Source organism: Polaromonas sp., assembly GCF_030689685.1.
Lineage (GTDB): Bacteria > Pseudomonadota > Gammaproteobacteria > Burkholderiales > Burkholderiaceae_C > Polaromonas.
This window is the reverse complement of record NZ_JAUYEY010000031.1, coordinates 19,981-36,672: the sequence shown is the minus strand read 5'-3', so window position 1 is coordinate 36,672 and position 16,692 is coordinate 19,981. Positions and strand designations below refer to the sequence as shown.

Genomic DNA, 16,692 nt, shown 5'->3' with positions numbered 1-16,692 from the left:
CCGTAGTGCATGCAGGTAGCATCAGAGACCCTTGACGACGCGATCACGCCAGTGGTGCGAATCGGTCTCCCACGTGGAGGTGACCCCACAGGAGGACAGGGCAAGTGCCAGGAGCAGAACGACTTCAGAGCGCATGGTCTGACCTAGTCCTCGATTCGAGCTTCACGACACTGGTCGCAGAGACCATCGAAAGACTCTTCGAGGTTGACGTAGGTGTCACAGTGAGTGCACTGTTCCCAATCCGGACCATCGTTCTCGCCGTCCTCATAGTAGTCGTCAGGGCCCGCCATGTGATACCCCTTAGGTAGCAGCAGCGGAGGACTGCATGCGTTTAAATGCACCCGGAGGAACGGGTACGAGGTCGGTGAGGCTTGCGATCACGTCACCCTTATTCTGACCCCAAGCCGCAACTTCAAGAGAAAACGACGCGCGGAAGATGCCGACCTTCACCTTTTCACGCATCGACTCGGGGATGCGCAGCCGACCAACTTTTTGCAATTCACCGTTATCATCGAGCAGAGCCGTTTGCGCAGCGTAGATGGTGTAGTCGGAACCGTCTTTGCCCTTTTTGGTAACAGGCATATCGACCTTGAGAACTTGAATTGTTGAGAAGAAATCCATGATGCTTTTCCTTTAATTAATTACCGTTAGCGGCTCAGAACTTGCCGCCCGATGCCACGACTCGCGAGGCATGAGGCGTAAAGGTCATCCGACTACACGTAGCTGCGAGCAACGCGCAACGATGGGAGCCTTCATGTACAGGGTCTCGCCGTAGACAGTACCGAGCCGGACACGTTGAACACGGAAGCGGAGGCCGTCAAAGTCAACGATGGAGCCTTTTTTGACATATGCGCCGCCGGTTCTGTCGCGATTGGCATGGCCTAATGGGTTGACTGAATCAACAGAGGCCACGCAAATGCTCGTATGCACCACCCCACTTTGGGATTTAGCGTTTGCCGTTATTGGCAACATCCTTTTTTTCTGGATAGCATCGATGTTTGGTTGGCGATTCGTCAAAGTTGACAAGGACGGCAAGCCACCGGCACCGCCTAAGCCTTGGTACGAGCGCAGCGACCCTGAGTGAGAGGTGCACACCCCCTGCCCATCCGCGCCCTCGGGGCCACCCTCAGGGTTGAAATTTTCGACAGGGGGAGTGCAAGACGACAGCGCGCAATATTCACGATCTGAGGTGAGGTGATTGCGACACTGCATGCAGACTCGGAGTGAATGCCTGACATTGTTCATTGGTGGCCCCTTTGAGTTGATAATTACCTTTTAAATGGTTATTTCCATTTAAATGAGTAATTAAATGTACCATTTATTTGGCACAAGTCAACCAGCAGGAATTCGCATGTCACTGAAAACAACTATCAAGAAGGCCGCCGAAGTAGCCGGAAGCCAAACAGCACTTGCCGAGCTGATAGGCGCAACACCGCAACACATCAGCAGCTTCAAGTCAGGCGCACGGATATGTGGGCTAAAAACCCGGATCAAAATCGCAGAGATAGCAGGGGTTGATCGCGTGAGAACGATCTTTGAATATTTCGTCGACTCGCTGGACGAAAAAGACGCATATGAACATGCCGCAAAGGAATCGCTGCAGGCCATGCTGAACGCCTTCCCACCGGAGACAGATGAGGCCCCAGAAAACAAAAAACCCCTGAGAGTAAAACCCTCAGAGGCATCTTGGCGGAAACGAAGGGATTCGAACCCTTGATGAGGCTCTACACCCCATACTCCCTTAGCAGGGGAGCACCTTCGGCCACTCGGTCACGTTTCCTGATTTTTGGCTAGCCGCGATTATCTCACGACTTGCGCCCCTGTCCAGCGCGAAGCTTCTCAGGCGGCGGACTGGTCCAGGTCGAAGGCCTTGTGCAGGGCCCGCACAGCGAGTTCCATGTATTTTTCGTCGATCACCACCGAGGTCTTGATTTCGCTGGTGGAGATCATCTGGATGTTGATGCCCTCCTCGCTGAGCACGCGGAACATCTTGCTGGCGATGCCCACATGGCTGCGCATGCCGATGCCGACAATGCTGACCTTGCATATCTTGGCGTCGCCGGTGATCTCTTCGGCGCCAAGCGGGCCCAGCACGCTGGTGCGCAGCAGCTCGACGGCGCGCGTGTAGTCGTTGCGGTGCACGGTGAAGCTGAAGTCGGTCTTGCCGTCCTTGCTGACGTTCTGGATGATCACGTCGACTTCGATGTTGGCGTTGGCCACAGCGCCCAGGATCTGGTAGGCGATGCCGGGCTTATCGGGCACGCCGAGGATGGAGATTTTGGCTTCGTCGCGGTTGAATGCGATGCCCGATACGATGGCTTGTTCCATTTGTTCATCTTCCTCAAAACTGATCAGGGTGCCGGACTTGGCCTCTTCGTCGATGTTGATGTCCCAGTCGGTAAAACTCGACAACACGCGCAGCGGCACCTTGTACTTGCCGGCAAATTCAACCGAGCGGATTTGCAGCACCTTGGAACCCATGGACGCCATCTCCAGCATCTCTTCAAAGCTCACGGTCTGCAGACGGCGCGCCTCGGGCACGACGCGCGGGTCGGTGGTGTAGACGCCGTCCACGTCGGTGTAAATCAGGCACTCGTGTGCCTTCAGCGCAGCGGCAATCGCCACGGCTGAGGTGTCGGAGCCGCCACGGCCGAGCGTGGTGACATTGCCACCTTCGTCCACGCCCTGAAAGCCGGTGATGATGACCACCTTGCCGGCGTCGAGGTCGGCGCGCACACGTTTGTCGTCGATCGACTCGATGCGGGCCTTGGTGTGGGCGCTGTTGGTCTTGATAGCGACCTGCCAGCCGGCATAACTGACTGCGGGCATGCCCTCGGCCTGAAGCGCAATCGCCAGCAGGGCGCTGGAGGCCTGCTCACCGGTGGCGGCCAGAGCGTCGAGTTCGCGGTGGTAGGCGTCGGCGGCGTGGGAGGGAGCGAGTTCCTTGGCCAGGCCGAGCAGGCGGTTGGTTTCGCCGCTCATGGCGCTGGGCACCACCACCATCTGGTGGCCGGCGCGCGCCCACTTGGCAACGCGTTTGGCAACGTTGCGGATGCGCTCAGTCGAGCCCATCGAGGTGCCGCCGTATTTATGAACGATCAATGCCATTGCGGATGTCAATCCAGGGTTGGTTGCAAACAGTGCCTGTGGCCGCTTTCCACCCCTACAGAAGGCTTGGGCCGCCAGCAAAGCCCTCAATTATACCTAGGATAACTACCTAGACGGCCTTCTCAGCGTAGTGCAAATGGTCGCCGCTGCGCGTCACATGCCCGGCAGCAATCTTGAGATGGATCTGGTGGCCGCGCGTGGTGCAGGCCGCAACCTGCGCCAGCAACTGCGCGAGTTGCGCGGCAGTGGGCGTGGCGCGGTGGGCCTCCAGCAGCCAGTGCCGCAGCACATTGGCCTGCCGCGCGGTGGACAAACCTTGCAAAGCCTTGATCGCCGGCGGCATGCCCGTGCCGGCCAGGTCGTCGCGCGCCATGTCGAGCAGCAAGGCCTGCGCCTGCGCCGCATGCTGGGCGCTGCGTGCAAAGGTCTCGCGGAACTGCGGAAAAGTCTCGGCCAGCGCCGGCAGCAAGCGCGCACGGATGCGGTTGCGCGTGAAGCGCTCGTCGGTGTTGCTAGGGTCTTCAACAAAGGCGGCGCCGCGCCGCGCCAGCCAGGCGCGAATCTCGGCGGCGGGCACCTGCAGCAAAGGCCGGTAATAATCCAGCCCGCCGCGCTGCCAACGGGCGGGCATGGCACTGAGCCCCGGCAAACCGGCGCCACGGCTCAACGCCAGCAGCAGGGTCTCCACCTGGTCGTCGGCATGTTGCGCAAGCGCTATGCTTTTAATAGCTGGTTGCGCCTGATCTTCCTGGGCCAGAGCCCGAATGGCCTCATAACGCGCCTTGCGGGCGGCGTCTTCCGGGCTCTCGCCGAGGGCATGGCCGGCCTGTACCCGCTTGACCTGCAAAGGCACTTGCAAGCCGGCGCAAACGGCTGCGCAATGGCAGGCAAAGTCGTCGGCCGCAGCCTGCAGGCCGTGGTGAACATGGATCGCCCTCACCTGCCCCGGCCACTTCTGGGCGCAGGCCAGCAGCAAAGCGGTGGAGTCGGCGCCGCCGCTGTAAGCCACAGCCAGCGGCAACAGCGGGGAAAACACGCGCAGCGCGTCATCAACGGTGGTAGTCACACAGCGGCTCCCTGGCCGGCGCGGCGAGTTGCTGCAACCCATGCGGTTTCGCCGGGGAAAGCAGGACAGGAAGGGGCCTGAAGGCAACGCATGCAGTGATTATCGACGTGCGGACTGGCAAAACCCGAGGGTTTTCCTCTGGCAAATCCGGCGCCCGCATTGTCAGAGAGGCGTCAGTACAGCATGGATACTGAAACCGTCACACAAAGGAGACAAATCCATGAATTTCATTCAACGCCTGGGCTGGTTTGCTGCCGTCCTGTTAACTGGCGCCCTGCTGGCGGGCTGCATTGACAGCACTTACTCGCGCGGCCTGTTTCAAGGCTATGTCATCGACCAGACGCAGGAGGTGGTGGCCGACAAGGTAGGCAAACCTGAGTCGGAAGAAAAATCCGGTGAGGCCGTGAAATGGGTCTACAAGAAAAAGACCTTTGACCCCGACAACATGAACGCCTTCGATGCAATCACCACGATCATTTTCCAGCCCGATCCGGTGTCCAAAAAACTGGTCGCGATAGCCGTACAGTTCAGTTAGGGTCGGCTTACTTGGCGTCGGCTTTGGTGTCGGTGTAGCGGCCATAACTTTGCAGGCGCTCGTAGCGGCGGTCCAGCAGTTCCTTGACCTTGAGGTCACCGACCTGGCGAAAGGCGTCGTTGAGCGCACGCTTCAGAAAAGCCGCCATCTGCTTGTGATCGCGGTGTGCGCCGCCTACTGGCTCGTTAACGATCTTGTCGATCACGCCTAGCGCCTTGAGGCGGTGCGCGGTGATGCCCAGGGCTTCGGCGGCTTCCTCGGCCTTCTCGGAGGTTTTCCAAAGAATGGAAGCGCAACCCTCTGGGCTGATCACCGAATAGATCGAATACTGCAGCATCACCACCTGGTCGGCCACTGAGATCGCCAGCGCACCGCCGGAGCCGCCTTCGCCGATGATGGTGGTGATGATGGGTACTTCGAGCTGCGCCATCTCAAAAATGTTGCGGCCGATGGCCTCGGACTGGCCGCGCTCTTCGGCATCAATGCCGGGGTAGGCGCCCGGCGTGTCAACAAAAGTGAATACCGGCAGCTTGAACTTCTGGGCGGTTTTCATCAGGCGCAGCGCCTTGCGGTAGCCCTCGGGCTTGCTCATGCCGAAGTTGCGCAGGCCGCGCTCCTTGGTGTCGCGGCCCTTCTGGTGGCCCAGCACCATGCAGGCCGTGCCGTTGAAACGCGCCAGGCCGCCGACGATGCTCAGGTCGTCTGAAAAATGCCGGTCGCCGTGCAACTCGACAAAATCGGTGAACAGTTCGTTGACGTAATCGAGCGTGTAGGGCCGCTCGGGGTGGCGCGCGATCTTGGTGATCTGCCAGGGCGTCAGGTCGCTGTAGATGTCCTTGGTAAGCTGCTGGCTTTTCTTGGCCAACTGGTCGATTTCTTCGGAAATATCGACCGCCGACTCGGTCTGCACATAACGCAGCTCTTCTATTTTTCCTTCAAGCTCCGCAATCGGCTGCTCGAAATCGAGGAAGGTCTTTTTGGCCATGTCATGCCTCCTGACGAGCCGCCTCTAAGGAGGCATGCGCCCCCTCGGGGGGCAGTGAACGAAAGTGAATGTGGGGGCTCATTTCTGCTCCTCAGGCTTTTAACTTAACTTTGCTCGGCACCCAGAACCGGCAAGGGGTCCAGTGAGCGCCAAATATACCAAGTTGCAACACTGCAATAAGGCGCCCAGGCGGCGGCGACTTCACGCACATCACTGCGGCTGACCGCTTCGCCGGAAAAATAACTCTTGCTGATGCCGTTGATCAGGCCAACATCGTCCAGCGGCAGCACATTGGGCCGGCGCAGGTAAAAGATCAAAAACATCTCGGCGGTCCAGCGGCCGATGCCGCGAATGGCGATCAGTTCAGCAATGATGGCCTCGTCGTCCATCGCCTGCCAGTCCTTCACATGCACCGTGCCGGCGTCGAAGTGGATGGACAGATCCACCAAGTACTCGACCTTGCGCGCGCTCAGGCCGACGGCACGCATGTCGTCCACCTTGAGTTTGAGCACATTGCCCGGCGTCATTTTTCTGGGCAGGGCTGCAAAGCGGTGCCAGACAGTTTGCGCGGCCTTGACCGAAATCTGCTGGCCGACGATGCTGCGCGCCAGCGTGCTGAAGGCGTCGCCGCGCGACTGCAGGCAGGCGTCGCCAAACTGCGGAATCAGGCGTTTCATGACCCGGTCTTTTTTGACCAGGTGTTTGCAGGCCTCGGCCCAGTACTCGGGCACGCTGGTCAGGGCAGGCTCGGCGACTTCCGTCAGTTCGGTGCTGGACGGTCCGCTTTTTACTATCTTTTTCATAGCTGCTTGCGCCCGCCGGTTATGGGCTGAAGGCCAAAATCGCTTAAAAATAAAGTCAAGGCTGCACTTCCCAGGTGGTTCCGCCGGCAGCATCTTTCAGCACAATGCCCTGAGCCAGCAGGTCCTGCCGGATGCGGTCGGCCTCGGCAAAATTCTTGACGGCTTTGGCCTGAGCGCGCTGGGTGATCAGGGCGGCTATGGCTGCAGCATCGAGCCCGGCACCGGCCTGCAAAAACGCAGCCGGATCGCCCTGCAGCAGACCCAGCGCACCGCCCAGGTTTTTCAGCAAGGCGGCCAATTCGGCCGACGCGGTTTTGTTGACCTCCCCCGCTATTTCAAACAGCACGGCCACCGCCTCCGGTGTGCCAAAGTCCTCGTCCATGGCGGCCTTGAAGCGGGCAGCAAACGGATGCGACCAGTCGGTCGCCACATCGGCTGGCTTGGCCAGACTCAGCGCGGTGTACAGGCGTTTGAGCGAGTTGCGGGCGTCGTCCAGGTGCGCGTCGCTGTAGTTCAGCGCGCTGCGGTAATGCGCACGCACGATGAAAAAGCGAATGGTCTCGGCGTCGTATTGGGCCAACACCTCGCGGATGGTGAAAAAGTTGCCCAGACTCTTGGACATCTTTTCGTTGTCCACACGCACAAAGCCGTTGTGCATCCAGAACCTGGCCAGCGGCTTGCCGTTGGCCGCCTCGCTCTGTGCGATTTCGTTTTCATGGTGCGGGAACTGCAGGTCGGCGCCGCCGCCGTGGATGTCAAAAGTCTCGCCCAAGGTCTGGCAGCTCATGGCCGAACATTCGATGTGCCAGCCGGGCCGGCCGGCCCCATAGTCACTGGCCCATTTGGCGTCGTTCGGCTCGGCAGGTTTGGCCGACTTCCAGAGCACAAAGTCCAGCGGATCGTCCTTGCCGTCAAGCACCGCCACGCGCTCGCCGGCACGCAGCTCGTCGAGCGACTTGCCCGAGAGCTTGCCGTAACCTTCAAACTTGCGCACCGCGAAGTTCACGTCGCCATTGCCGGATCGATAGGCCAGGCCTTTTTGCTCCAGCGTCGCAATCATGGACAGCATCTGCGGCACGTATTCGGTGGCGCGCGGCTCCAGCGTCGGCGGCTCGATGCCGAGCGCACCGATGTCCTGGTGCATGGCCACGATCATCTCGTCGGTCAGCGTGCGGATGCTGATGCCGCGCTCAACCGCGCGTTTGATGATCTTGTCGTCGATGTCGGTGATGTTGCGCACATAGGTGACCTCAAAGCCGCTGGCCTTGAGCCAGCGCTGTACCACGTCGAAAGCCATCATCATGCGCGCATGGCCGATGTGACAGAGGTCGTAAATCGTCATGCCGCACACGTACATACGGACTTGACCGGGCACCAAAGGCGAAAAATCTTCCACGGCACGCGACAGCGTGTTGTAAATGCGCAGGCTCATGAATGTCTGGAATTTCAGCCCGGCTTGAGTCGCCGGGCCAGTGAAAATGCGGGAAGCGGGGCCAAGCCTAAACTATACCCCTCAGATACAATCGCCCAGTATATCCAGCTGGTCAGAGCCCGTGCAGTGCGCTGCAACGTCGGCTTGCAGGCCCATGTTTCGAGCCAGCCACCCAATGCGTCCCAGAGGAAATATGTTCAAGTCCGCTTCAGTTTCGAGCACACCCCTGTCGGCCGCCCTGCGCTGGCTGGCCCTGGCCGCCGCGCTGTCCTTGTCGGTGGCCCATGCCGACGACTACACCGATGTGAATAGCCTGGTCCGCTCGGGCAAGCTGACGGAAGCCATGGCCAAGGCCGACCAGTACCTTGCCGGCAAGCCACGTGACCCGCAGATGCGCTTCATCAAGGGCGTGATCCAGACTGAAGCCGGCAAGCCGGCCGATGCCATCAGCACCTTCACGAAGATCACCCAGGACTATCCCGAGTTGCCTGAGCCCTACAACAACCTGGCCGTGCTCTACGCTGGCCAGAACCAGTTCGACAAGGCCAGAGCCGCGCTGGAGATGGCGATTCGCACCAACCCGAGCTACGCCACCGCGCATGAAAACCTGGGCGATGTCTACGCCCAGCTAGCCAGTCAGGCTTACAGCAAGGCGCTGCAGCTCGACGGTGGCAACGCCGGCGTGCAGCCCAAGCTGGCCCTGATCCGCACCCTCTTCAGCGCCGAGCCCAAAGGACAAAAACCTGCGGCCAGCAATGCCGCCTCCGGGCCCGTGACCACACCACCGCCCGCCGCTCCCGCACGCCCGGCCGTCGTGGTGCCTGCGGCGCCGCCCGCCCCGGCGCCTGTGGCCCCTCCGGCAGCGCCGGTCGCGCCACCGACTGCAGTGCCGGTCAGCGCCGTTGAAAAAGAAGTCGAAGCCGCCGTGCGCGCCTGGGCCAGCGCCTGGGCCGCCAAGGACATGGGCGCTTACCTGGCCGCCTATGGCAAGGACTTCGACACCCCCGGCAACCAGCCGCGCAAAGCCTGGGAAGAAGAGCGGCGCAGCCGCATCGTCGGCAAATCGCGCATCACCGTGAAGCTCAGCAACGTGTCCGTGGCGGTCAAGGGCAGCAAGGCCACCGCTAAATTCAAGCAGGACTACAGTGCCGACGCGCTGAACGTGTCCAGCCGCAAAACGCTGGACATGGCCAAGGCCGGCGAGCGGTGGCTCATCGTCAGGGAATCGACTGGTGGCTGATGCGAATGACGGGCGCCGGACCCGGTACGCGCGCCTTGAGACGCACCACTGACTCATTCTTCTGATCACCCCCATGCAACGGGCCGCCGCCGCTCTCCTTCTTGTCGCCTTCTCGGTGATGTGCAGCACCGTGACAGGCGCTGACAGCTCCTCCAAAAACAACAACAAAAATCCGCCGCAAAACGCGGTGGCTGAAAAAAAACGCAAAAGCGCTCCACGCCCGCCGGCTCGACCGGAAGTCCGGGACGGTGAAGCCGAGGCGCGACTGATCGAGATTTATAAACTTGCGGGTCAAGCCAAGGGACGGGAAGCGCTCGCCAAAGCCGAGCGCCTGGTCCATGCCCATCCCAACTTCCAGCTCGCGCAACTGGTGTACGGCGACTTGCTGGCGGCTCAGGCGCGCCCTTTGCGCACTCTGGGCGATGTGCCCGACGACACAGCCAAAGCCGGCGCCGGCATGCTCGGCGATCTGCGCCAGGAATCCTTGCTGCGCCTGAAAGCGCTGCGCGAACGACCGGCAGCGGGGACCATTCCCTCACAGTTCCTGGCGCTGTCACCGCGCAACAAACATGCAATCGCCGTCGATACCTCGCGTGCGCGGCTTTACTTGTTTGAAAACACCGCCACTGGCCTCAAGCTGCTGGCCGACTACTACATCTCGGTGGGCAAAGCTGGCATTGAAAAGTCCGTCGAAGGCGATTCGCGCACGCCGCTCGGTGTTTATTTTGTGACCAGCAACCTGGACCCGAAGTCGCTCAAAGACTTCTACGGCTCCGGCGCGCTGCCCATCAACTACCCCAATGCGCTGGACCTCAAGCGCGGCAAAACCGGCAGCGGCATCTGGCTGCACGGCACGCCACCCACGCAGTTTGCGCGCGCGCCGCTGGCCAGCGACGGCTGCGTGGTGCTGGCCAACCCCGACCTCGAACGCATCATCCGCACCGTGGAAGTGCGCACCACGCCCGTGGTGATCGCGCAAAGCCTCAAATGGGTTGCGCCGCAAAGCGCTAAGGCCGAAGGCAAGACCTTCGAGGACGCGCTGCAGAGCTGGCACAAGGCTCGCTCCAGCGGCGACCTCGCCGCGCTGACCAGCCTGTACAGCAGCGACTTCAGCAGCTATGGCAAAACGCTGAGCGACTGGACCACCGTGCTGCGTGCCGATCTGGACAAACGGGCCGGCCGCTCGGTGCAACTCAAGGACTTGTCCTACCTGCGCTGGACCGATACCAACGACACCATGGTGGTCACCTTTGGCGAGGTCGTCAGCGGCTCGCGCACCGGCCCGACCCGCCGCCAGTACTGGGTGCGCCAGGGCAACCAGTGGAAGATATTTTTTGAAGGAGTGATTGGATGACGCCCAGCAAACAGACACGACGCGCCTGCCTGGCATTGGCCGCTCTGAGCCTGCTCGCCGGCCAGGCCTGGTCCCAGGCCACGGCCGTCTCACCCCGTGTGAAATTTGCCACCACCGCCGGCGATTTTGTGCTCGAGGTCTATCCCGACAAGGCGCCCAAAACAGTGGCGAACTTCCTGCAGTACGTGCAGGACAAACACTACGATGGCACGGTGTTTCACCGCGTGATCAACAACTTCATGGTCCAAGGCGGCGGCTACGATGCCGGCTTCGCCGAGAAAAAAACCCGCGCGCCGGTGCCGCACGAAGGCCGTGAGGCGCTGGCCAAAGGTGGCGACAAAAACACCATCGGCACCGTGGCCATGGCGCGCACCAACGACCCCAACTCCGCGTCATCGCAGTTCTTCATCAACGTCAAGGACAACGACTTCCTGAATCCGACCCTGATTCCGCCTGGCGATCCGGTGCCCAAGTTCGACTACCAGGGCCGTGTTTACGAAAACACGCCGCGCGCTCAGCTTGTCAACGCACCGCAGTTGTTCGGCTACACCGTGTTCGGCAAGGTGATCAGCGGCATGGACGTGGTCAACAAGATGAAGGCCGTGCCGACTGGCGCAGGCGGCCCCTTCCCCGGCGATGTGCCGAAAACACCGATCCTCATCAACTCCGCAACTCTCCTCAAGTAAAAGCATCATGAGCAATCCCCAAGTCGAACTTCATATTGCCAGTCACGGCGTCATCACCCTTGAGCTGGATCAGGACAAAGCCCCAAAGTCGGTCGCCAACTTCCTCAGCTATGTCGCCAAGGGCCACTACGACAACACCGTCTTTCATCGCGTGATTCCCGGCTTCATGGTGCAGGGCGGCGGTTTCACGCCCGGCATGAAACAAAAGCCGTCGGACGCACCGATTGCCAACGAAGCCGCCAACGGCTTGAAAAACGACAAGTACACCGTCGCCATGGCGCGCACCAGCGTGCCTGATTCGGCCACCGCGCAATTTTTCATCAACGCCTCCGACAACGGCTTCCTGAACCACACATCGCCGACACCGTCGGGCTGGGGCTACGCTGTGTTCGGCAAGGTGGTCGCGGGCACCGATGTGATCGACAAGATCGAAGCTGTCAAGACCGGTAGCAAGGGCGGCCACAGCGATGTGCCGCAGACCGATGTGGTGATCGAAAAAGCGGTAGCCCTCTAGACACGGTTCTGGCCACAACCTGCCTATGACCCCGACCGTGCCCCAGATCGCCGAGCTTGTTGCTCCGGCGGCTTGGCGCACGGTCGATTTCATTTCCGATATCCATTTGAAGTCCGGCGAGCCTGCCAACTTCGCGGCCTGGCAGGCCTACATGCAAAGCACGCCGGCGGATGCGGTCTTTATCCTCGGCGACCTGTTTGACGTCTGGGTCGGCGACGATGCTGCGGGCCACGCGGCATCGGACTTTGACGCGTCGTGTGTACACGTGCTGCAAAACACCGGCGAACGCCTGGCGCTGTTTTTCATGCATGGCAACCGCGACTTCCTGGTTGGCCCCGAACTGATGGCGCGCTGCCGCAGCACCTTGCTGGCCGACCCCACCGTGCTGGGTTTTGCCGGCAGTCGCTGGCTGCTGAGCCACGGCGACGCGTTGTGCCTGGACGATGTGGACTACATGCATTTTCGCAAGCAGGTACGCAGGGCCGACTGGCAGCAGGCCTTTCTGGGCCAGCCGCTGCCCGAGCGGCAAGCCATCGCGCGCGGCCTGCGCCGACAAAGCCGCGAGCAGCATGAAAAACGCGGGCAGTCGGGTGAGCCGTACATCGACCTGAACGCCGACGCCGCACGCCTGTGGCTACAGGCCGCGAATGCGCCCACACTGATTCACGGCCACACCCACCAACCGGCCGTCCACGCGCTCGGGCCAGGGCTGGAACGCGTGGTGCTCAGCGACTGGGACGCAACCGCGCAAGCGCCGCGCGCAGAAGTCCTGCGCCTGAGCGCGGCTGGCCTTCAGCGCATCACGCTGGCCTGACCACCTGCCATGCTGAACTGCTTGCAGCGGCTTTTCAAAGGCAAGGCGCCCGAACGCGAGATTCCCGACGCCTTGTGGCAAGCCACGCTGACGCTTTACCCGTTTCTGGCGCAGCTTCCCACTGGGCAGCAAAGCCGCCTGCGTCTGCTGAGCAGCCGCTTCCTGGCACACAAAGAGTTCCACGGCGCGCAGGGCATGGTCATCACCGACAACATCGCCGTGGCGATTGCCGCGCAGGCCTGTTTGCCGGTGCTGCAGTTGGGCCTGGCCTGGTACGACGACTTTGTCGGCATCGTGGTGCATCCCGGCCACATGCTGGCGCGCCGCGAACAGACCGACGACATCGGCGTGGTGCACCGCTACAGCGAGGTGCTCGCCGGCGAAGCGATGGAAGGCGGGCCAGTTGCGCTGAGCTGGCAGGACGTGGCCGAGGCCGGGCACTCAGCCGGCAAGGGTTACAACGTGGTGATTCACGAGTTCGTCCACAAAATCGACATGCGCGACGGCACCGCCGACGGCTGCCCACCCCTGCCCTCGCGCGCCGCGCGCACGCTCTGGCATGACACCATGCAAACCGCCTACGACGGTTTTCGCGAGAAGGTCGCCATCGCCGAACGCTTCGGCGGCGAGCCGACCTGGCTGGACCCCTACGGCGCCACTTCCCCGGCAGAGTTCTTCGCTGTGGCCTCAGAGGCCTATTTCGTGAGCCGGCCGCGTTTTACCGAAGACTTCGGGCCGCTGACCGCGCTGTTTGACCAGTTTTTTCTACGAAGGCCTGAAGCCGTCTCCAAAACGCAGAGCAGCTAAGGAAGCGCTATTTCCCCATCAACTGGTTGAGCTTGTCGGCCTCAAAGGTCTCCTGCCGCGCCGCGTCATCGGGCACACAGTCGCGGTGCGTATGGCCGCTGCTTGAGAGTTTTTCGATCGCCTGCCAGAGCAGCGCGATCTGGTGCTCCTGCGAGGAGGCATTGTCGATCAGACCTTTCATGGCCTGCGACACCGGGTCGTCTTCCAGCGTGATGCCGTAAGCCGAGAACTTGCCCTGCGCCGTGGTCACGTCGGCGCTTTCGCCGGTTTTGGACGGGATGATGCGCGCCGGAATGCCGACCGCCGTGGCGCCGGCCGGCACCGGCTTGATCACCACGGCGTTGCTGCCGATCTTGGCGCCGTCGCCGACCACAAAGCCGCCCAGCACCTTGGCGCCGGCGCTGACCACCACGTTTTTGCCCAAGGTCGGGTGGCGCTTGGTGCCCTTGTAGAGCGAAGTGCCGCCCAGGGTCACGCCCTGGTAAATCGTGCAGCCGTCGCCGATTTCGGCGGTCTCACCGACCACCACACCCATCGCATGGTCGAAAAACACGCGCTCGCCGATGACGGCGCCGGGATGGATTTCAATGCCGGTCAGCCAGCGCGCAATGTGCGAGATGAAACGCCCCAGCCATTTGAGACCGCTGGTCCAGCAGGCATGTGCCAGCCGGTGCAGCAAGATGGCGTGCAGGCCGGGGTAGCAGGTCAGCACTTCCCAGGCGCTGCGCGCGGCAGGGTCGCGGTCGAGGATGCACTGGATGTCGGAGCGGAGTCGGGAAAACATGCTGCGAGTTTATGGCCTGGCGGGCGTGTCTGCTGGCGCGGTGTTTTTGGCAGCAGCTTGCACGGCTTTCTGCCGCATGGCCTTGGCCACGCCGCGCAGGATGTGGATCTCCTCCGGGCTCAGCCCGGCGCGGTTGAACAGCTGGTTCAGGCGCGGCATCAGTTTTTTCGGCGAGGCCGGGTCCAGAAAGCCGATGTCGGCCAGTGACTGCTCCCAATGCGCCAGCATGCCGGCCACTGCGGCCGCATCGGCGAGTTGCGGCTCGGGCGTGGCTGGCTGCACCGCAAACCCACCCAGCGCCTCGCGCCAGTCGTAGGCGATTAGCTGCACCGCCGCTGCCAGGTTGAGCGAGCCGAAGTTCGGGTCGGTTGGGATGCTCAGCGCCACGTGGCAGCGGTAAACATCCTCGTTTTGCATGCCGAAGCGCTCGGAACCGAACAAAAAGGCCACACCCTCTGGTTTTGAAGCCAAATCGGCCTCTAGCCCATGACCGGCGGGCGCAAGCAGCTCCTTTTTTAATAGCGAATCTGGTGCGCCCAGCAACGCTGCAAAGTGCTCACGCGGCGCGCGTGTCGGCGGGCCGAAGTCGCGGGGCGTCATGGCGGTGGCGCACAGGTGCGTCATGCCGTCCAGCGCCTCGTCCAGTGTGGCCACGATGCGCGCCTGGTTCAGCACGTCCAGCGCCCCGCTGGCGCGCTGTATGGTTTCCTCGCGCCTGAGCACATTGGCCCAACGCGGCGCCACCAGCACCAGGTCGCCAAAACCCATGACTTTCATGGCCCGCGCGGTGGCGCCTACGTTGCCGGCGTGGCTGGTGTGGATCAGGACAAATCGCGTTTTCATGGCTAAAGGGGGAGACGACCCGTGCGAGCCGGTAAAATGGCGTTATTGTCGCCTGCCCCCGGTTGCCGGGCCGCAGCCCTTGTGCTCTTTCTTAGTCCTATATGTCCAGCAATCTCCACCCCATGCTCAATGTGGCCATCAAGGCTGCGCGCGCCGCCGGCGCCATCATCAATCGCGCCGCGCTTGACGTGGAATCGGTCCGGGTCTCGGTCAAGCAGACCAACGACTTCGTCACCGAGATCGACCAGGCCGCCGAAGCCGCCATCATCGAAACCCTGCTGACCGCTTACCCCGGCCACGGCATCCTGGCCGAGGAATCGGGCAGCGAACACGGCGCCAAGGATTCCGACTTCGTGTGGATCATCGACCCGCTGGACGGCACCACCAACTTCATCCACGGCTTTCCTGTGTACTGCGTCAGCATCGCGCTGGCCGTCAAGGGCAAGGTCGAGCAGGCGGTGATCTATGACCCGACCCGCAACGACATCTTCTGCGCCACCAAGGGTCGAGGCGCCTACCAGAACGACCGCCGCATCCGCGTGGCCAAACGCACCCGCCTGCAGGAGTGCCTGATCTCCACCGGCTTTCCCTACCGCCCCGGCGACAAGCTCAAGACCTACCTCAACATGCTTGGCGAAGTCATGAGCCAGTGCGCCGGCGTGCGCCGCCCCGGCGCAGCCGCTCTGGACCTGGCCTATGTGGCGGCCGGCTACAGCGACGGCTTTTTCGAAGCCAACCTCAAGCCCTGGGACGTGGCGGCCGGCTCGCTGCTGGTGACCGAGGCTGGCGGCCTGATCGGCAACTTCACCGGCGAGTCCGACTTCATCGACCACGGCGAATGTGTAGCCGGCAACCCGCGCATTTACGGCCAACTGGTCGGCACCCTCGGCAAGTACAGCAAGTTCGCTGGCGCCGGCGACAAGGCCACGGTGCGGCAGGCGGTGCTCGACAACGCAGCCTTTGGTGTGCAAGCGGAAGACGGCGCGGCCGCTGCGGCTGCCCCCGTGAAAGCCACGCTCAAGTCCAAACGCATCCAGGCTGGTGACGCCAGGCCAGGCACCGCCCCAGAACCTGCCTGATGCGCCGCTCTGAGGCTTGGCAACACCTGCTCCCGCAGCTTCCGCTATTAAAAACATAGCTGCGTGCGCCCGCTTAGCATGGGCTGAAGCCCTGTTTGATACTAATTTCTGCGGATGGCGGCAGGCCTGACGTAGCGCCACTGCCGCCTGCCAGCGCGCGCTGCATGGCGGGGCGAATTTACATCTTGTTTCGCTAGCGGCTGACGCATTGCAGGGCTGTGCGCCTACAGCGGCAAGCCTGCGCCTAAACAATGTCAGTTACCATCAAAACATCACTGAAACCGGGGCGGCAGCGATGGCGCAGCACCCGAAAATCCTCCAAACATGTCCATGCCCACGATGCCCGACTCTTCAACAACATCTGTTCTACCAGCCGCCGACTCGGCATTGATGCGCGAAGTCGCCGAACTGGTGGTGTCTTCGCTCAACCTCGAGACAGCCGCCGCCGCCATCCAGCCTGACGATCCCCTGTATGGCGACGGCCTGGGCCTCGACTCGATCGACATCCTGGAAATCGCGCTGGTGGTCTCCAAGCGTTATGGCCTGCAGTTGCGCGCCGACCACGAGGACAACTCTGTCATCTTCCAGTCGCTGCGCAGCCTGAGCAATCACATCGCGCTGCAAAGAACGAAGTGAAACCCG

18 protein-coding genes and 1 tRNA gene are annotated in these 16,692 nt (G+C 61.9%); 10 read left to right on the top strand and 9 right to left on the bottom strand.

The window, feature by feature from the left end; genetic code table 11:
* Positions 1 to 300: 300 nt before the first annotated feature.
* Positions 301 to 621 (bottom strand): hypothetical protein, encoded by a 321-nt coding sequence (locus Q8O29_RS08540; protein ID WP_305561809.1) that lies wholly within the window; start codon positions 619 to 621, stop codon positions 301 to 303.
* A 730-nt stretch (positions 622 to 1,351) separates the two neighbouring features.
* On the opposite strand from Q8O29_RS08540, the gene Q8O29_RS08535 reads away from it, so the two are divergent.
* Positions 1,352 to 1,717, top strand: a complete 366-nt coding sequence (locus tag Q8O29_RS08535; protein ID WP_305561807.1) for a helix-turn-helix transcriptional regulator — start codon at positions 1,352 to 1,354, stop codon at positions 1,715 to 1,717.
* Here the strand turns inward: Q8O29_RS08535 and Q8O29_RS08530 are convergent.
* The 3 genes from Q8O29_RS08530 to tilS all read right to left on the bottom strand — a co-directional run bounded on the left by Q8O29_RS08530 (position 1,688) and on the right by tilS (position 4,174).
* A tRNA-Ser gene (locus Q8O29_RS08530) sits at positions 1,688 to 1,780 on the bottom strand. The two genes, Q8O29_RS08535 and Q8O29_RS08530, sit on opposite strands and share 30 nt — an antisense overlap.
* A 59-nt stretch (positions 1,781 to 1,839) precedes the next feature.
* The gene (locus Q8O29_RS08525; RefSeq protein ID WP_305561805.1) at positions 1,840 to 3,108 is read right to left on the bottom strand and encodes an aspartate kinase; all 1,269 of its coding nucleotides are present in this window, start codon (positions 3,106 to 3,108) and stop codon (positions 1,840 to 1,842) included.
* A 109-nt stretch (positions 3,109 to 3,217) separates the two neighbouring features.
* On the bottom strand, positions 3,218 to 4,174 hold the full coding sequence (gene tilS, locus Q8O29_RS08520) for a tRNA lysidine(34) synthetase TilS (RefSeq protein ID WP_305561803.1): 957 nt from the start codon (positions 4,172 to 4,174) through the stop codon (positions 3,218 to 3,220).
* Between the two features lie 220 nt (positions 4,175 to 4,394).
* On the opposite strand from tilS, the gene Q8O29_RS08515 reads away from it, so the two are divergent.
* Positions 4,395 to 4,709 carry a hypothetical protein gene (locus tag Q8O29_RS08515; protein WP_305561801.1) on the top strand — a complete coding sequence of 105 codons (315 nt, stop codon included), beginning with the start codon at positions 4,395 to 4,397 and terminating at the stop codon, positions 4,707 to 4,709.
* Positions 4,710 to 4,716: 7 nt separating this feature from the next.
* Here Q8O29_RS08515 and Q8O29_RS08510 read toward each other — a convergent pair whose 3' ends face one another.
* The 3 genes from Q8O29_RS08510 to cysS form a co-directional block, all read right to left on the bottom strand.
* Positions 4,717 to 5,694: an acetyl-CoA carboxylase carboxyltransferase subunit alpha gene (locus tag Q8O29_RS08510; RefSeq protein ID WP_305561799.1), complete on the bottom strand. Its 978-nt coding sequence runs from the start codon at positions 5,692 to 5,694 to the stop codon at positions 4,717 to 4,719.
* A gap of 104 nt (positions 5,695 to 5,798) precedes the next feature.
* On the bottom strand, positions 5,799 to 6,497 hold the full coding sequence (locus Q8O29_RS08505; protein WP_305561797.1) for a DNA-3-methyladenine glycosylase: 699 nt from the start codon (positions 6,495 to 6,497) through the stop codon (positions 5,799 to 5,801).
* A gap of 55 nt (positions 6,498 to 6,552) precedes the next feature.
* Entirely contained in the window at positions 6,553 to 7,929 is a 1,377-nt protein-coding gene (gene cysS / locus Q8O29_RS08500; protein ID WP_305561795.1) for a cysteine--tRNA ligase, read from the bottom strand.
* 193 nt (positions 7,930 to 8,122) lie between these two features.
* On the opposite strand from cysS, the gene Q8O29_RS08495 reads away from it, so the two are divergent.
* From Q8O29_RS08495 to Q8O29_RS08470, 6 genes are all read left to right on the top strand, one after another.
* On the top strand, positions 8,123 to 9,169 hold the full coding sequence (locus Q8O29_RS08495) for a tetratricopeptide repeat protein (protein ID WP_305561793.1): 1,047 nt from the start codon (positions 8,123 to 8,125) through the stop codon (positions 9,167 to 9,169).
* A gap of 73 nt (positions 9,170 to 9,242) precedes the next feature.
* The gene (locus tag Q8O29_RS08490; RefSeq protein ID WP_305561791.1) at positions 9,243 to 10,523 is read left to right on the top strand and encodes a L,D-transpeptidase; all 1,281 of its coding nucleotides are present in this window, start codon (positions 9,243 to 9,245) and stop codon (positions 10,521 to 10,523) included.
* Positions 10,520 to 11,209, top strand: coding sequence for a peptidylprolyl isomerase (locus Q8O29_RS08485; protein WP_305561789.1), 690 nt, complete (start codon positions 10,520 to 10,522; stop codon positions 11,207 to 11,209). The genes Q8O29_RS08490 and Q8O29_RS08485 overlap by 4 nt, the downstream gene beginning before the upstream one ends.
* 7 nt (positions 11,210 to 11,216) lie before the next feature.
* A complete protein-coding gene (locus tag Q8O29_RS08480; RefSeq protein ID WP_305561787.1) occupies positions 11,217 to 11,723 on the top strand; it encodes a peptidylprolyl isomerase in 507 nt (168 codons plus the stop codon).
* Positions 11,724 to 11,748: 25 nt separating this feature from the next.
* Positions 11,749 to 12,537, top strand: a complete 789-nt coding sequence (locus tag Q8O29_RS08475) for a UDP-2,3-diacylglucosamine diphosphatase (RefSeq protein WP_305561785.1) — start codon at positions 11,749 to 11,751, stop codon at positions 12,535 to 12,537.
* 9 nt (positions 12,538 to 12,546) lie between these two features.
* Positions 12,547 to 13,344, top strand: a complete 798-nt coding sequence (locus Q8O29_RS08470) for a zinc-dependent peptidase (protein ID WP_305561783.1) — start codon at positions 12,547 to 12,549, stop codon at positions 13,342 to 13,344.
* Between the two features lie 7 nt (positions 13,345 to 13,351).
* Here Q8O29_RS08470 and cysE read toward each other — a convergent pair whose 3' ends face one another.
* Entirely contained in the window at positions 13,352 to 14,128 is a 777-nt protein-coding gene (cysE, locus tag Q8O29_RS08465; RefSeq protein ID WP_305561781.1) for a serine O-acetyltransferase, read from the bottom strand.
* A gap of 9 nt (positions 14,129 to 14,137) precedes the next feature.
* Positions 14,138 to 14,971, bottom strand: a complete 834-nt coding sequence (locus Q8O29_RS08460; protein WP_305561779.1) for an RNA methyltransferase — start codon at positions 14,969 to 14,971, stop codon at positions 14,138 to 14,140.
* A gap of 101 nt (positions 14,972 to 15,072) precedes the next feature.
* Between Q8O29_RS08460 and Q8O29_RS08455 the strand changes: the two genes are divergently transcribed.
* Positions 15,073 to 16,050, top strand: coding sequence for an inositol monophosphatase family protein (locus tag Q8O29_RS08455; protein WP_305561777.1), 978 nt, complete (start codon positions 15,073 to 15,075; stop codon positions 16,048 to 16,050).
* 324 nt (positions 16,051 to 16,374) lie between these two features.
* A complete protein-coding gene (locus Q8O29_RS08450) occupies positions 16,375 to 16,686 on the top strand; it encodes a phosphopantetheine-binding protein (protein ID WP_305561775.1) in 312 nt (103 codons plus the stop codon).
* The last annotated feature ends 6 nt before the right edge of the window (positions 16,687 to 16,692 follow it).

Excerpts from the sequence above, each read along its gene's own strand:
- Q8O29_RS08490 (WP_305561791.1), top strand. The coding sequence starts at position 9,243 with ATGCAACGGGCCGCCGCCGCTCTCCTTCTTGTCGCCTTCTCGGTGATG.
- Q8O29_RS08505 (WP_305561797.1), bottom strand. The coding sequence starts at position 6,497 with ATGAAAAAGATAGTAAAAAGCGGACCGTCCAGCACCGAACTGACGGAA.
- Q8O29_RS08460 (WP_305561779.1), bottom strand. The coding sequence starts at position 14,971 with ATGAAAACGCGATTTGTCCTGATCCACACCAGCCACGCCGGCAACGTA.
- Q8O29_RS08475 (WP_305561785.1), top strand. The coding sequence starts at position 11,749 with ATGACCCCGACCGTGCCCCAGATCGCCGAGCTTGTTGCTCCGGCGGCT.
- Q8O29_RS08510 (WP_305561799.1), bottom strand. The coding sequence starts at position 5,694 with ATGGCCAAAAAGACCTTCCTCGATTTCGAGCAGCCGATTGCGGAGCTT.
- Q8O29_RS08450 (WP_305561775.1), top strand. The coding sequence starts at position 16,375 with ATGTCCATGCCCACGATGCCCGACTCTTCAACAACATCTGTTCTACCA.
- Q8O29_RS08535 (WP_305561807.1), top strand. The coding sequence starts at position 1,352 with ATGTCACTGAAAACAACTATCAAGAAGGCCGCCGAAGTAGCCGGAAGC.
- Q8O29_RS08495 (WP_305561793.1), top strand. The coding sequence starts at position 8,123 with ATGTTCAAGTCCGCTTCAGTTTCGAGCACACCCCTGTCGGCCGCCCTG.
- cysS (WP_305561795.1), bottom strand. The coding sequence starts at position 7,929 with ATGAGCCTGCGCATTTACAACACGCTGTCGCGTGCCGTGGAAGATTTT.
- Q8O29_RS08485 (WP_305561789.1), top strand. The coding sequence starts at position 10,520 with ATGACGCCCAGCAAACAGACACGACGCGCCTGCCTGGCATTGGCCGCT.
- Q8O29_RS08525 (WP_305561805.1), bottom strand. The coding sequence starts at position 3,108 with ATGGCATTGATCGTTCATAAATACGGCGGCACCTCGATGGGCTCGACT.
- cysE (WP_305561781.1), bottom strand. The coding sequence starts at position 14,128 with ATGTTTTCCCGACTCCGCTCCGACATCCAGTGCATCCTCGACCGCGAC.
- Q8O29_RS08515 (WP_305561801.1), top strand. The coding sequence starts at position 4,395 with ATGAATTTCATTCAACGCCTGGGCTGGTTTGCTGCCGTCCTGTTAACT.
- Q8O29_RS08470 (WP_305561783.1), top strand. The coding sequence starts at position 12,547 with ATGCTGAACTGCTTGCAGCGGCTTTTCAAAGGCAAGGCGCCCGAACGC.
- Q8O29_RS08455 (WP_305561777.1), top strand. The coding sequence starts at position 15,073 with ATGTCCAGCAATCTCCACCCCATGCTCAATGTGGCCATCAAGGCTGCG.
- Q8O29_RS08540 (WP_305561809.1), bottom strand. The coding sequence starts at position 621 with ATGGATTTCTTCTCAACAATTCAAGTTCTCAAGGTCGATATGCCTGTT.
- Q8O29_RS08480 (WP_305561787.1), top strand. The coding sequence starts at position 11,217 with ATGAGCAATCCCCAAGTCGAACTTCATATTGCCAGTCACGGCGTCATC.